Here is a 13,268-nt window from a genome sequence, read left to right as displayed (position 1 = left end):
GTTGCCCGACACCACCGGAATGTCACGAGTGCGGGGAAGGGTCCAGAGAGCAAATGGACGGCGCCATTGCGCGGACCGAAAAGTCCGGGGACGACGCGGCTCTCGCGGACGGTCTCACCCGCCGCGAACACGACATCCTGGCCTTCGAGCGGCAGTGGTGGAAGTACGCGGGTTCCAAGGAAGATGCGATCAAGGAACTGTTCTCGATGTCCGCGACGCGGTATTACCAGGTGCTCAACGCCTTGGTCGACCGCCCGGAAGCGCTCGCAGCCGATCCCATGCTGGTCAAGCGTCTGCGAAGGCTGCGGGCCAGCAGGCAGAAGGCGCGGGCGGCCCGCCGCTTCGGCTTCGACGTGACGTGATCGGTACCTGAGCCTTTTCGCCGACGGACCGCGGCTCGATACAGTGAGTGCGATGAATCAACGAGACTCCTCCGGGTTGCCGCTGCGGGCCATGGTCATGGTGCTGTTGTTCCTGGGCGTGGTCTTTCTGTTGGTCGGCTTCCAGGCAATCGGCTCCGGTGACGACGACGACGCCGGCGCATCGGCCAGCACCACCGCCAGCACGACGGCCGCAACGTCGGCGCCGGTCACCTCCGAACCGGCGGCGGCTAGGCCGGACGTGCGGGTGTTCAACGTGTCCGAAGTCGCTGGCCTCGCCGATCAGACCGCCACCCAGCTGCGGGATGCGGAGTGGAACGTCACCGAGACCGGGAACCTCACCCTCGAGGGCGTCACTGCGACCACCGTCTACTTCGGCGAGGCACCGGGCGAGCGGGAGGCGGCCGACGAGATCGGCGCGCTCCTGCAAGCGCCCGTGGAACCCAGGACTCCCGCAGTCGCCGAGCAGCCGCCCGGCGTCATCGTGGCGGTCACCGGTTAGGCTCTCCGACATGCCGATCTCTGCCCCGATTCGCCTCCTCGCCGCTGCGGCACTCATCATCCCGATCGCGGCCGCCTGTTCCCCGAATGAGCCGGTCGCCACGCAACCCGGCACCACCCCTCCGGTGTGGACCGGCTCGCCGGCGCCGTCCGCCGCCGGACAGGAGGGCGAGGCCGCCGAACCCGCCGCCGCGACCGGTGAGACGCTGGTCGCAGACCTGCAGACCGCCGACGGCACGTCGGTGGCGACCGCCGAGATCGTGTTCTCGGGCAACTTCGCCACCGTCACCGTCAAGACCACTGCGGCCGGACAGCTGACGCCGGGCTTCCACGGGATGCACATCCACTCGGTGGGCAAGTGCGAGCCCAGCTCCGTTGCCCCGACCGGTGGTGCCCCCGGGGACTTCAACTCCGCGGGCGGGCACTTCCAGGCCGGCGGCAAGACCGGACACCCGGCCAGTGGCGACCTGGCGTCGTTGCAGGTGCGCAGCGATGGCTCGGCGGAGGTGGTGACCACCACCGACGCCTTCACCGCTGCGGATCTGGAGGCGGGCACCAAGACGGCCATCATCATCCACGAGAAGGCCGACAACTTCACCAACATCCCGCCGGAGCGCTACCAGCAGGTCAACGGCACGCCAGGTCCCGACGAGATGACGATGGCCACCGGCGACGCCGGTAAGCGGGTGGCGTGCGGTGTCATCTCTCCCGAGTGAGGCGACGGTCGGGTCCCGGCCACAGCGGATCGACTTCGCCGGATCGGTGCGCCCGACGATCGGCGTCGAGTGGGAGTTCGCCCTCGTCGACACCGAGACCCGGGAGCTGAGCAACGAGGCCGCCGCGGTGATCGCCGAGATCGGCGAGAGTCCGCACGTGCACAAGGAATTGCTGCGCAACACCGTCGAGATCGTGACGGGCATCTGCGACAACGCGAGCGAGGCGATGGACGACCTGCGGTCGACCCTGGCGCCGGCGCGCAAGATCGTGCGCGACCGCGGAATGGAATTGTTCTGTGCGGGCACCCACCCGTTCGCCAAGTGGTCGGCCGAGCAGTTGACCGACGCGCCGCGCTACGCCGAGTTGATCAAGCGCACCCAGTGGTGGGGCAGGCAGATGCTGATCTGGGGTGTGCACGTGCACGTCGGGGTGTCCTCGGCGCACAAGGTCATGCCGATCATCACCTCGCTGCTCAACCACTACCCACACCTGTTGGCACTGTCGGCGTCGTCGCCCTACTGGGACGGCGGCGACACCGGGTACGCCAGCAACCGCGCGATGATGTTCCAGCAGCTGCCGACGGCAGGTCTGCCCTTCCACTTCCAGGAGTGGTCGCAGTTCGAGCAGTTCGTGCACGATCAGAAGAAGACCGGGATCATCGATCACATGAACGAGATCCGTTGGGATATAAGGCCTTCGCCGCATCTCGGGACCATCGAGGTGCGCATCTTGGACGGTATCTCCAACATCGCCGAACTCGGCGCCCTGGTGGCCCTGACGCACTGCCTCATCGTCGATCTGGACCGTCGCCTCGACGCGGGTGAACACCTGCCGACGATGCCGCCGTGGCACGTGCAGGAGAACAAGTGGCGCGCCGCGCGCTACGGCCTGGACGCGGTGATCATCCTCGACGAGGACAGCAACGAACGGCTCGTCACCGAGGACCTCGACGATCTGCTGAACCGACTGGAACCCGTCGCGAAGTCGTTGGGCTGTGCCGATGAGCTCTCGCAGGTGTCGGAGATCTACCGCGTCGGTGCGTCGTATCAGCGTCAGCGCCGCGTCGCCGAGGCCACCGACGGGGATCTGCGGGCCGTCGTCGACATGTTGATCGCCGAGCTGGTGCTCTAGCCATGACCATCAGGCCGATGTTCCCGCTGGAGTCCGTGCGGCTGCCCGGCGAGGACCTTCCGCTGCGCATCTTCGAGCCGCGTTACTCCGCGTTGGTACGCCAATGCCTGGACGACGCAAGGGAGTTCGGCGTCGTACTGATCGCCGCCGGCCGCGAGGTCGGAGGTGACGACGTGCGATGTGATGTGGGCTCGATGGCGCACATCGTCGACTTCCAGGATCTAGGTGAGGGCCGTTTCGTGCTCGACTGCGAGATGCGGGAGCGCATTCGGGTGACGTCGTGGCTCGACGACGATCCTTACCCTCAGGCGGAGGTAGAACCGTGGCCGGACGAGCCGGGGCCGAACGTGACCGGTGACGACATCGGGGTCGTCGAGGACCGGCTGATGGAGCTGTTCGAACGCATCGCGTCGGCCCGAGAGGCGATGTTGCCGCCCCGGCAGGAACTGCTCGGGGAGCCGGAGCCCGGTGACGACGCGGGAAAGCGGTTGTACGCGTTGGCGTCCCGGGTGCCCATGGGGCAGGCCGACCGATACTCGGTGCTCGAGGCGCCGTCGGCGGCCAAGCGGCTCGACGTACTGCGCGACGCCGTGGAGACCGTAGCCGCGATGGTCGAATTCCAGCTCACCGACGAAGGTCCCGCGGACTAGCGGCCGCTTACTCCCGGTCGTCGCTCTGGTCTGGCATCTCGTCGTTGATCAGAAGGTCTTCGCGGAAACTGCGTTCGCGGTAGGCGAGCTGGCCCACCCGGTTGGCCACCACCGGTGCCGTGATGACGGCGAAGAGCCCGGCCAGGATCAACATTCCGACGTCCGGATGTCCGCGCAAGCGGATCGCCGCACCCGCGAGCACCAGCAGCAGCCCGAGCACCTGTGGCTTGGAGGCGGCGTGCATGCGCGACAGGCTGTCCGGGAACCGCAACACGCCGAGGGCGGCCGTCAACGCCAGCGCCGAACCGGCCAACACCAGGACCGCGGCCAGGACGTCGAGGACGCCGCCCGCGGTCATCGCGATCCCCCGTCGGCCTGATCGGTGTCCCGCACCCGGAAGCCGTCGTCATCGCGCACCCGGCTGCGGTCGTCGTCGCGGACGCGGAAGCGCGCGACGCTGACCGAGCCGACGAAGCTGATCAGGGCAAGCGCCGTAAGGCTGTAGGTCACCGTCGTGTCCAGGCTGAACGCGGCCCACGTGCCGATGGCGCACATCATCACCGCAACGAAGGTGTCGAGCGCGACCAGCCGGTCCAGAGTCCCGGGGCCCGCCAGCATCCGAAACACGGTGATGCTCGCGGCGGCGGTCAGCATTACCGCCGCAACGATCCAGACGGTGTTCATGCGCGATCCCGCTCCGCTTCTCGCTTGTCGTTCATGCGCGATCCCGCTTCGCTTCTCGCTTGTCGTTCATGCGCGATCCCGCTTCGCTTCTCGCTTGTCGTTCATGCGCGATCCCGCTTCGCTTCTTCGGCCGTCTGGTCGGGCGATGGACGCCAGTCGGCGTCCCGCTCGAACGACGCGACCATGAGGCGCTCCACTTCGGCCACCTGCCGGTAGAACCGCTGCACCGATTGCTCGGTGCCCGCGTCGATGACGTGGACGTAGATCATCCGACGGGTCTGGTCGATCTCCAGCACGATCCCTCCCGGGATGAGGGTGAGGACGCTGGCCGTCAATGCCAGCACCAGGTCGGACTTGATGGCCAACTGGACGCGCAACACGGCGTTCTCCGGTGGCGGGCCGGGCTTGATCGCGAGCCAGGCGATTTGGAACGAGGACTGCACCAGGTAGTAGGCGACGAGCAAGATCAACCGCGCCAGCGAGAGCGGATGCAGCCTGCCCTCGATCGGTACCGCTGGCAGCGGGAGCAACACCGTGATCACCAGGGCAACGGCCAGGCCGCTGACGACGTTCGCCGCGGAGACGTTGCCCCACAACAGCATCCACACCAACGTCAGCCAGCACAGCACCCAGATCCGCATCAGCGATGGCCTCGTCATGGCGCCAGCACCGCCGAGATGTACTGCCCCCGGTCGAGGACCTCGGCGGCCGCCCGCTCGCTGAACGCGAAGATCGGTCCGGCGAAGACGGTGAGCGCCAGGCCCACCGCGATGAGTGCACCGGTGGGGATCAACATGCCCACCGGCATCTGGCCGACGTCGCCGCGGTCGGCGTAATCACCGTCGTCGCCCGAGTCATCGACCAGCGCCGAGGGGACGCGGTCGGCCAGCGCTCCCTCGGGGGCGTCGGCCCTGGCGCGCCAGAACGCCTTCGTCCACACCCTGGCCATCACGTACAGCGTCAGCAGGCTCGTCACGACGCTGCCCCCCACCAGCATCCACGCCAGCACCGAGGCGTCCTGCGCGCCCGCCTCCAACAGTGCGACCTTGCCGATGAATCCCGAGAACGGCGGTATGCCACCGAGGTTGAGCGCGGGCACGATGAACACCAGGGCCAGCAGTGGGCTGGCGGCGGCCAGCCCGCCGAGGCGCTGCAGTGTCGACGCGCCCGCCTGCCGCTCGATCAGACCGACGACGAGGAACAGCGTCGTCTGCACGACGATGTGGTGGGCGACGTAGAAGATCGCGCCCGACATGCCGAGCTCGCTGCCCAGGGCGATGCCGAACACCATGAAGCCGATGTGGCTGACCAAGGTGAAGGACAGCAGCCGCTTGATGTCGCTCTGCGCGATCGCGCCGAAGACGCCGACGAGCATCGTCACCAGCGCCGCCACCAACAGCACGTTGTCCAGCGCGCCGCCGGGGAACAGGAGCGAGTGCGCCCGAATGATCGCGTAGACGCCGACCTTGGTCAACAGGCCGGCGAAGACGGCGGTAACGGGCGCGGGCGCGGTGGGGTAGGAGTCGGGCAGCCAGGTGGACAGCGGGAACACCGCCGCCTTGATGCCGAACGCGACCATCAGCATCGCGAACATGGCGCCACGGGTGCCCGACGGGACGTCGTCGAGCCGCACCGAGAGCTCGGCCAAGTTCAACGTGCCCGTCGCCGCATAGATCATGGCCAGGCCGATCAGGAAGATCAGCGACGACACCATCGACACCATCACGTAGGCGATGCCGGCCCGGACCCGGTCGGTGCTGGCGCCGATGGTGAGCAGCACGAAGCTGGCCGACAGCAGCACCTCGAAACCGACGAAGAGGTTGAAGAGATCGCCGGCCAGGAACGCGGTGCAGACACCCGCGCACAGCACCAGGTAGGTCGGCAGGAAGATCGACACCGGCTGGCGTTCGTCACCGTCGCGGATGCCCTGCCCGATGGCGTAGAACGCCACGGCCAGGAGCACGATCGCCGATACCAGCAGCATCAGCGACGAGAGCCGGTCGACCACCAGGGTGATGCCCAGCGGGCCCATCCCCGGCACCGATTGGCCCCACCCGCCGACCTGCACGGCGATCGTGCCTTCCCGGTCGGCCAGGTACACCAGCGCCGCGCAGACCGCGACCACCGCCGTGAGGGCGAGCACGGCGATCGCACGCTGCAGCCGCGGCCTACGCCCGGCGAACAACGTCGCCGCGGCGGCCAAGGTGGGGATCAATACGGGAAGCGGGGTCAAGACGGCTGAAGTGTTCACCGCGAGCCCTCGTGTCCCGGCAGCGCGTCCAGTTCGTCGGGCTCGTCGGTGTCGCGGTGGGCGTCGTGCGTCATGAGGTCCTCGTCGATGGCGACCGCCGACCTGTCCGACAGCTCCGAGACGCGGGTGTCCTCCGGATCGTTGGCGATGTCCTCCGCCCTGGACAACCGGTACGAGCGGTAGGTCAGCGCCAGCACGAAGGCCGCGATGCCCATCGTGATGACGATGGCGGTGAGGACCATGCCCTGCGCCAACGGATCGGCAGTGGCGGTCTGACCGTCGGAGGTTCGACCGCGGATGGGCGGATTGCCTGCAGGCCCACCGACGGTCAGGATCAAGACGTTGACGCCGTTGCCGACCAGCAACAGCCCCAACAACATTCGGGTGAGATTGCGTTCCAGCAGCAGGTACACCCCGGTGCTGATCAGGACGCCGACCAGGACGAGCGGCACGACGTAGGCGGTCATCGTCGGGCCGCCTGAGTCTGCTGGGCCATCTCGACGTCGACGCGGGCACCGAGGCTACGCAGCACGTCGAGCACCAGGCCGACGACGATGAGGTAGACGCCCAGGTCGAAGAACAGTGCGGTGACCAACTTGATGTGACCCAGCACGGGAACGTCGAACTCGAACACCGCCGAGGACAGCACCGGTGCGCCCAGCACCAGCGACGTGACGGCGGTGCCCGCCGACAGCACCAGGCCTGCGCCCAGCAGCTTGCCCGCATCGACGGGAAGTGCCTCGCCCAGCTCGAAGCGGCCACCGGCCAGATAGCGCAGGACCAGGGCGAGTCCGGCGGTCAGCCCGCCGGCGAAGCCGCCGCCGGGCGTGTTGTGGCCGGCGAAGAAGAAGTAGAAGGACAGCACCATGATGAGCGGGAAGATGATTCGCGTCGCCACCTCGAGGACCAGCGACCGGTACCGCGGATCGCGGAGTTCACTGCCGCGCAGCCACGTGACGTCGCCGACGGCCGGGCTGGTCGGGAGCACGGGGATGCGACCGATATCGGGTTGGCCGGCGTCTGCGACGCGAGGTGCCGCACCGAATCGCCTGTTGCGGAACACCATCGACGCCACCCCGGTGGCTGCCACCAGGAGCACGGAGATCTCCCCCATGGTGTCCCACGCGCGGATGTCGACCAGCAGTACGTTGACCGTGTTGGCGCCCTGGCCGCGGTAGTACGCGGCGTCGGGCAACAGCTCGGCGATCGGGGTGGTGGTCCTGGCGGCCATCGCGAACACCGCGAGCGCGGTGACGCTGGTGCCGACCGCCGCGGACAGGGCGATACGGGGCAATCGATGACGGTTGATGTTGGTCTGATCCGCCTCCGCGGGCAAGGTACGCAGCACCAGGACGAAGATCACCAACGTCAGGGTCTCCACCAGGAACTGGGTGAGGGCGAGATCGGGTGCGCCATGGAAGACGAAGAACGCCCCGCAGCCGTACCCCGTGACGCCGACGAGCAGCACGGCGGCGAGCCGGTTGCGAAACACCGTCGCACTCAGCGCCGCGGCCACGATGATGAGGCCGACCACCGCCTGCAGCGGTGAATCCCACAGCGCGAGCTCCGGACGATCCCGGGCCCCGAGGACCAACATCGCGGTGGGCAGCAGCACCAGCGTCGAGAGGATCACGGCCTGGGTGGCGGGGATCGACCCGCGCTGGGTCAGCCCGGTGAGCCGGACCGCGAACACGTCGGTGCCTCGGACCACCGCGTCGTAGATCCGGTCGGCATTGCCCAGCGGCAGATAGCCGACCCGGGCGCGACGCAGCCGGGTGCGGGCGACGAAGGCGACGGTACCCACGGTGAGCACCAGGACCGACAGCAGCAGCGGGAGGTTGACGCCGTGCCACAGCGCGAGGTGATAGTCGGCCCCGCCGGGCACGGTGTCGGCGTACTCGTCGAGGGCGTGGTCCAGCCCGGCGGGCCACATGCCGAACACCAGCCCGGCCGCCGCCAGGATCGCCGGAGCCACCAGGAATAGTGTTGGGGGCCTGTGCATCTCGGTGACCCGGATACTGGGTTCTGGCCTGCCCTTGCGGGCGAAGGCGCCGTAGACGAAGCGCAGGCTGTAGATCGTGGTGAACACCGAGCCGACCGCCACCCCGCCCAGGACATAGGGCGCCGCCGCGCCCAGCGATGCGCTCTCCGCCAGCGTGGTGAGGTCGGCCTCCTTCGCGACGAAGCCGAGGAACGGGGGTAGCGCCGCCATGCTGGCGGTCGCGCCGACGGCGACGATCAGCAGCGGACGATGGCGGTCGCCGAGCCAGGCGAGACGTCGGATGTCGCGGGTCCCGGTGGCGTGGTCGATGACGCCGACGACCATGAACAGGGCCGCCTTGAACATGGCATGCGCGCACAGCATCGCCAGGCCGGCGAGCATGAGGTTGCCGCCGCCCGTGCCGACCATCAACGTGATGAGCCCGAGCTGGCTGACGGTGCCGAACGCCAGGATTAGTTTCAGGTCGTACTCCCGCACCGCGCGCCACCCGGCCAGGAGCATCGTGAGCAGGCCCAGCGTGACGATGATCGGCCGCCACCCCGGCGAGTCGGCGAAGCCCGGGGTCAGGCGGGCCACCAGGTACACCCCGGCCTTCACCATTGCCGCGGCGTGCAGGTACGCGCTGACGGGTGTCGGGGCGGCCATCGCGCCGGGCAGCCAGAAGTGCATGGGCACGATCGCCGACTTGGACAGCGCCCCCACGAGCACGAGGATCAGCGCGACAGCGGCGGCGGTGCCACCGGGAGGTGACGCGACCAGCTCGGACAGCCGGTACGTGCCGGACACCTCGCCCAGGATGACGATGCCAACCAGCATCGCCAGGCCGCCCGCGGTGGTGACCAGCAGCGCCTGGGTGGCCGCGCGCCGGCTGGTCGCGCGTTCGGCGTAGTGGCCCACCAGCAGGAACGACAGCACCGTCGTCAGCTCCCAGAACAGGTAGAGCACCAGCATGTTGTCGCTGATGACCAGCCCGAACATGGCGCCGGAGAACGCGACGAGTTCGGCGGCGAAGCTGGGGAGCCTGCGCTCGGTGTGACCGTCGTGGTGGTGGAAGTACTCGGCGCAGTAGAAGAGGACCAGCGCGCCGATGGCGAGCACCAGCACGCTCATGATCGCGGCCAGCGCGTCGAAGCGGAACGTGATGTCCATCGACAGCTCGGGCACCCAGTCGACGTGGACAGTCTGCTCGCTGCGCCCCGGCCAGTTCAGCGCGACCCACGGCAGCGACCCGAGCGGCACCAGTGCGAGCGCGTAGAAGGCTTGCCGTCCGAACCGCCGCACGAGGACGGGCGCCACGAGGGCGGCCGCCGCGTGGGCGTACAGGATGGCGAGCATGGCACTCCGGTCAACTCGGGGTGTCAGCCTGCGATGAGCGCTTGCTCGAAGGACATCAGGCCGAGCGGGCTGTATCGCGCATCAGTTTACGTGGGCGTTGCTCTCGCTCCCCTCGGCGTCGTATGCAAGGCGGGCTGACGGCCGTCCTACGCCGATCGGGTAATTGTCCAACGTTCGCCCGACTTGGTGATCATGCTTAGGACAGTGGGGGCACCGCAGTGGGGATGAGGCAACATCATGACCGTCGACGAAGACAAGCTGAACGAGTTCATCGGCAAGGCGGTGGGTGATCTCGGGGCGGCCATCAGCGCGACCCTGATCCTCGTCGGCGATCGACTGGGGTTGTACCGCGAACTGGCACGGGGCGCGCTGACCCCGGCCGAACTGGCGGAGCGCACCGACACCGATGAGCGCTACATCCGAGAATGGCTCGGCAACCAGGGCGCAGGCGGATACGTGGAGTTCGATGCCTCGTCGGGAAAATGGTCGATGAGCCCCGAGCAGGCGTTGTGCCTGACCGACACGAACGGCCCGGTCGACATGCCCGGCGCGTACAACATCGTCGAAGCGACGTTTCACGCACTCGGGCACACGCTCGAGAACTTCAAGTCCGGCAACGGCATGGAGTGGGGCGAGCACCATCCGTGCCTGTTCGAGGGCACCGAGCGGTTCTTCCGCGCCGGCTACAACGCCAGTCTCATCGGATCGTGGCTACCAGCGCTGGACGGCGTCGTCGAGAAGCTGACGAAGGGCGCGAAGGTGGCCGACGTGGGCTGCGGTCACGGCGCGAGCACCATCCTGATGGCGAAGACCTACCCGGAATCGGAGTTCATCGGGTACGACTACCACGCGGACTCGATTCGGGTGGCCGGCGAGAAGGCCGCAGCGGCGGGTACGGCCAACGCACGGTTCGAGCTCGCCGACGCGACCGCCTACGAGGGCAGCGGGTTCGACCTGATCGCGTTCTTCGACTGCCTGCACGACATGGGCGATCCGACCAGTGTGTCGCGGCACGCGCGCCAAGCGATCAAGGACGACGGCACGGCGATGATCGTGGAGCCCTTCGCGAACGATCAGATGCAGGACAACCTGAACACGGTGGGACGGGTCATGTACGGCGCGTCCGCGCAGATCTGCGTCCCGGTGTCGCTCGCCCGCAACGGGCCCGCCCTCGGCGCGCAGGCGGGTGAGGCGCGACTTCGCGACGTCGTCGTCGACGGAGGCGGCTTCACCCGGTTCCGCAGAGCCACCGAGACGCCGTTCAACCTCGTGCTCGAAGCCCGTCCCTGAGTCTGCGCGATGGGGAAACGGTTGAATGGCGGCACGCGCCCGCGCCACCGGGGTGGACGCGCTGATGTCCTCGCTGACGCGGTTGGCCGAGCTCGCCGAACGGGGTTGACTGTCAGCGCTTGTCGGCGAACGCCCGGAGTGAATCCACCTGCGCCGGATCGAGCGAGGGGCGGACGGTAGCCCTGGCCTTCTCCACGTCGGCGGCGGTGACATCGGCCGTGTCGATCGAGCGTCGCATCGCCGTCAGTGCCGACTCCCGCAGCAGCGCAACGCAATCAGCGGCACTGTAACCGTCGAGCTGATCGGCGAGCTCGTCGAGGTTCACATCCGCACTCAGCGGGATGGACTTACCGGAGGTGCGCAGGATGTCGCGCCGCGCGTCGGCGTTCGGGGGTTCGACGAACACGAGCTTCTCCAACCGGCCGGGACGCAGCAGCGCGGGGTCGATCAGATCGGGTCGGTTGGTGGCTCCGAGGACGACGACGTCGCGCAGGGGGTTGATGCCGTCGAGCTCGGTGAGCAGGGCCGCCACCACGCGGTCGGTGACCCCTGAGTCGGAACTCTGCCCGCGGCGCGGGGCCAAGGCGTCGATCTCGTCGAGGAACACCAGCGAGGGAGCAGAATCCCTTGCGCGACGGAATAATTCGCGAACGGCCTTCTCCGACGCGCCGACCCACTTGTCCATCAGCTCGGCACCCTTGACCGCGTGCACCGAGAGCCTGCCGCTGCTGGCCAGCGCCCGCACGACGAACGTCTTGCCACACCCCGGTGGTCCGTACAGCAGCACGCCGCGGGGTGGCTCGACGCCCAGCCGTTCGAAGGTGTCCGGATGCCGCAATGGCCAGAGCACCGCTTCGGTGAGGGCCTGCTTGGTCTCGACCATGTCGCCGACGTCGTCGAGGGTCACCGACCCTACGGCGACCTCCTCGGTGGCCGACCGCGACAACGGCCGGATCACCGACAGGGCGCCGGTCAGGTCGTCCTGGATCAGCGCGGGTGACTGCCCGTCCGTGCTGGCGCGGGCGGCGGCCCGCAGGGCGGCCTCCCGAACCACGGCGGCCAGGTCGGCCACGACGAAACCCGGTGTGCGCTCGCCGATCTCGTCGAGCATCAGATCCTTGGCGGGCACCCCGCGCAGGAGCACCTCCAGGAGCGCGCGCCTGGTCGCACCGTCGGGCAGGCTCAGTCCCAGCTCACGGTCGCACAGATCGGGCGCCCGCAGTCTGGGGTCCACCGCGTCCGGTATCGCGGACGTCGCGATCAGGGCCACGCCCGGGGTGGCCACCGCGGCCCGCAGTTCGCTGAGGATCAGCGTTGCGACGGGTTCCGCGATCGAGGGCAGCAGGGCGTCGACGTCGGTGACGAGCAGGACACCGCCGCCATCGGTGACGGCCGCGACCGCCGACGACACGCTCTGCAGCCGGTCCTCGGCACGCATGGCCCCGACGTCCGGCCCGTCGAGTTCGACGAGACGACGCTTGGCGCACACCGCCCGCACCAGCGTGGCCTTCCCGACCCCCGCCGGCCCCGACACCAGGACGCCGAGATTGGGCTTGGCGCCGAGGGTTTCGAGGAGTTGAGGTTCGTCCAGGGCGAGCTTGAGCCATTCGGCCAGGCGGCCCGCCTGGGTGTGGGCGCCCCTGAGGTCGTCGATCGACACCGCCACGACGGCGGGTTCCTGGCCGCCCGTGGAAGGGGGCGCCGTGACGGTGTGGGTGGCGCCAGCGGGTTCGGCCGCGAACGCGGTGCCATCACCCCAGGCGACGGCGGAATTCGGTTGCACGCTCACGGGACCGGCGGGATCCACCCCGGTCACCGTCAGCAGTTCCGAGGTCCAGGTGATGCCGGCCGAGGCGGTCAGGGCGGACGCCGCCGCCGACGTGGACGTGCCGGGACCGAGGTCGCGGGGTAGCAGGGACACCGCGTCACCGACGGTCATCACCTTGCCCAGAAGGGCCAGTCGAAGCGTGGCCGACGAGATCGATTGCATCGCAAGCTTCGACCCACTCACCGTGACCGACCGCGCGCCGTACACCGTCACGGGGGCGACCAGCACGATGGTGTCCTCGCGGAGGCCGGCATTCGACAGCGTGACGTCGTCGAGCAGGGCGGTGCCCACCGGGGTGTCGGCGCTGGCTTGCCCGACCACGGCGCAGGTGGTGCGTGAGCCGGTCAGCGACACCGCGTCCCACTCCCGGATGCCGAGCGCCGCCAGCGCCTCGGGATGCAATCGGACGACGCCGCGGCGGGAGTCCATGGCCGAGGTGTTGAGCCGGGCCGTGAGGGAGAGGCGGCCGCGCGGAGGATCGGCTGACGCCTCGGTCACG

Annotated in this window: 13 protein-coding genes; 6 read left to right on the top strand and 7 right to left on the bottom strand. The window is 68.8% G+C overall.

Annotation, left to right across the window (positions count from 1 at the left end; genetic code table 11):
• Nucleotides 1-53 precede the first annotated feature (53 nt).
• The 5 genes from QUE68_RS25585 to QUE68_RS25565 are packed head-to-tail and all read left to right on the top strand — an operon-like array spanning nucleotide 54 to nucleotide 3,379.
• A complete protein-coding gene (locus QUE68_RS25585) occupies nucleotides 54-362 on the top strand; it encodes a DUF3263 domain-containing protein (protein ID WP_284229286.1) in 309 nt (102 codons plus the stop codon).
• Between the two features lie 52 nt (nucleotides 363-414).
• On the top strand, nucleotides 415-882 hold the full coding sequence (locus QUE68_RS25580) for a LytR C-terminal domain-containing protein (RefSeq protein ID WP_284234899.1): 468 nt from the start codon (nucleotides 415-417) through the stop codon (nucleotides 880-882).
• Nucleotides 883-892: 10 nt separating this feature from the next.
• Entirely contained in the window at nucleotides 893-1,597 is a 705-nt protein-coding gene (gene sodC / locus QUE68_RS25575; RefSeq protein WP_284234900.1) for a superoxide dismutase[Cu-Zn], read from the top strand.
• Nucleotides 1,578-2,729, top strand: a complete 1,152-nt coding sequence (locus tag QUE68_RS25570) for a glutamate--cysteine ligase (RefSeq protein WP_284234901.1) — start codon at nucleotides 1,578-1,580, stop codon at nucleotides 2,727-2,729. The genes sodC and QUE68_RS25570 overlap by 20 nt, the downstream gene beginning before the upstream one ends.
• A gap of 2 nt (nucleotides 2,730-2,731) precedes the next feature.
• Nucleotides 2,732-3,379, top strand: coding sequence for an LON peptidase substrate-binding domain-containing protein (locus QUE68_RS25565; protein WP_284234902.1), 648 nt, complete (start codon nucleotides 2,732-2,734; stop codon nucleotides 3,377-3,379).
• Between the two features lie 7 nt (nucleotides 3,380-3,386).
• Here QUE68_RS25565 and QUE68_RS25560 read toward each other — a convergent pair whose 3' ends face one another.
• From QUE68_RS25560 to QUE68_RS25535, 6 genes are all read right to left on the bottom strand, one after another.
• On the bottom strand, nucleotides 3,387-3,737 hold the full coding sequence (locus tag QUE68_RS25560) for a monovalent cation/H(+) antiporter subunit G (RefSeq protein WP_284234903.1): 351 nt from the start codon (nucleotides 3,735-3,737) through the stop codon (nucleotides 3,387-3,389).
• Complete coding sequence (locus QUE68_RS25555; RefSeq protein ID WP_284234904.1) at nucleotides 3,734-4,063, bottom strand: monovalent cation/H+ antiporter complex subunit F; 330 nt, start codon at nucleotides 4,061-4,063, stop codon at nucleotides 3,734-3,736. The genes QUE68_RS25560 and QUE68_RS25555 overlap by 4 nt, the downstream gene beginning before the upstream one ends.
• Before the next feature lie 101 nt (nucleotides 4,064-4,164).
• The gene (locus QUE68_RS25550; RefSeq protein WP_284234905.1) at nucleotides 4,165-4,722 is read right to left on the bottom strand and encodes a Na+/H+ antiporter subunit E; all 558 of its coding nucleotides are present in this window, start codon (nucleotides 4,720-4,722) and stop codon (nucleotides 4,165-4,167) included.
• Nucleotides 4,719-6,314 carry a Na+/H+ antiporter subunit D gene (locus QUE68_RS25545; protein WP_286274623.1) on the bottom strand — a complete coding sequence of 532 codons (1,596 nt, stop codon included), beginning with the start codon at nucleotides 6,312-6,314 and terminating at the stop codon, nucleotides 4,719-4,721. The genes QUE68_RS25550 and QUE68_RS25545 overlap by 4 nt, the downstream gene beginning before the upstream one ends.
• A complete protein-coding gene (locus tag QUE68_RS25540; protein ID WP_284229271.1) occupies nucleotides 6,311-6,781 on the bottom strand; it encodes a Na(+)/H(+) antiporter subunit C in 471 nt (156 codons plus the stop codon). Before QUE68_RS25540 ends, QUE68_RS25545 begins: the two co-directional genes overlap by 4 nt.
• On the bottom strand, nucleotides 6,778-9,651 hold the full coding sequence (locus tag QUE68_RS25535) for a Na+/H+ antiporter subunit A (RefSeq protein ID WP_286274622.1): 2,874 nt from the start codon (nucleotides 9,649-9,651) through the stop codon (nucleotides 6,778-6,780). Before QUE68_RS25535 ends, QUE68_RS25540 begins: the two co-directional genes overlap by 4 nt.
• A gap of 237 nt (nucleotides 9,652-9,888) precedes the next feature.
• Between QUE68_RS25535 and QUE68_RS25530 the strand changes: the two genes are divergently transcribed.
• On the top strand, nucleotides 9,889-10,941 hold the full coding sequence (locus QUE68_RS25530; protein ID WP_286274621.1) for a class I SAM-dependent methyltransferase: 1,053 nt from the start codon (nucleotides 9,889-9,891) through the stop codon (nucleotides 10,939-10,941).
• A 112-nt stretch (nucleotides 10,942-11,053) separates the two neighbouring features.
• On the opposite strand, the gene QUE68_RS25525 is transcribed toward QUE68_RS25530, so the two are convergent.
• Nucleotides 11,054-13,198 carry an AAA family ATPase gene (locus tag QUE68_RS25525; protein WP_286275945.1) on the bottom strand — a complete coding sequence of 715 codons (2,145 nt, stop codon included), beginning with the start codon at nucleotides 13,196-13,198 and terminating at the stop codon, nucleotides 11,054-11,056.
• Nucleotides 13,199-13,268 lie beyond the last annotated feature (70 nt).

Source organism: Mycolicibacterium sp. TUM20985 (assembly GCF_030295745.1).
Lineage (GTDB): Bacteria > Actinomycetota > Actinomycetes > Mycobacteriales > Mycobacteriaceae > Mycobacterium.
The sequence above is the reverse complement of the archived record's forward strand: the minus strand, read 5'-3'. Positions and strand labels throughout refer to the sequence as shown.

Excerpts from the sequence above, each read along its gene's own strand:
- QUE68_RS25560 (WP_284234903.1), bottom strand. The coding sequence starts at position 3,737 with ATGACCGCGGGCGGCGTCCTCGACGTCCTGGCCGCGGTCCTGGTGTTG.
- QUE68_RS25580 (WP_284234899.1), top strand. The coding sequence starts at position 415 with ATGAATCAACGAGACTCCTCCGGGTTGCCGCTGCGGGCCATGGTCATG.
- QUE68_RS25555 (WP_284234904.1), bottom strand. The coding sequence starts at position 4,063 with ATGAACACCGTCTGGATCGTTGCGGCGGTAATGCTGACCGCCGCCGCG.
- QUE68_RS25565 (WP_284234902.1), top strand. The coding sequence starts at position 2,732 with ATGACCATCAGGCCGATGTTCCCGCTGGAGTCCGTGCGGCTGCCCGGC.
- QUE68_RS25535 (WP_286274622.1), bottom strand. The coding sequence starts at position 9,651 with ATGCTCGCCATCCTGTACGCCCACGCGGCGGCCGCCCTCGTGGCGCCC.
- QUE68_RS25525 (WP_286275945.1), bottom strand. The coding sequence starts at position 13,198 with ATGGACTCCCGCCGCGGCGTCGTCCGATTGCATCCCGAGGCGCTGGCG.
- QUE68_RS25530 (WP_286274621.1), top strand. The coding sequence starts at position 9,889 with ATGACCGTCGACGAAGACAAGCTGAACGAGTTCATCGGCAAGGCGGTG.
- QUE68_RS25585 (WP_284229286.1), top strand. The coding sequence starts at position 54 with ATGGACGGCGCCATTGCGCGGACCGAAAAGTCCGGGGACGACGCGGCT.
- sodC (WP_284234900.1), top strand. The coding sequence starts at position 893 with ATGCCGATCTCTGCCCCGATTCGCCTCCTCGCCGCTGCGGCACTCATC.
- QUE68_RS25550 (WP_284234905.1), bottom strand. The coding sequence starts at position 4,722 with ATGACGAGGCCATCGCTGATGCGGATCTGGGTGCTGTGCTGGCTGACG.
- QUE68_RS25540 (WP_284229271.1), bottom strand. The coding sequence starts at position 6,781 with ATGACCGCCTACGTCGTGCCGCTCGTCCTGGTCGGCGTCCTGATCAGC.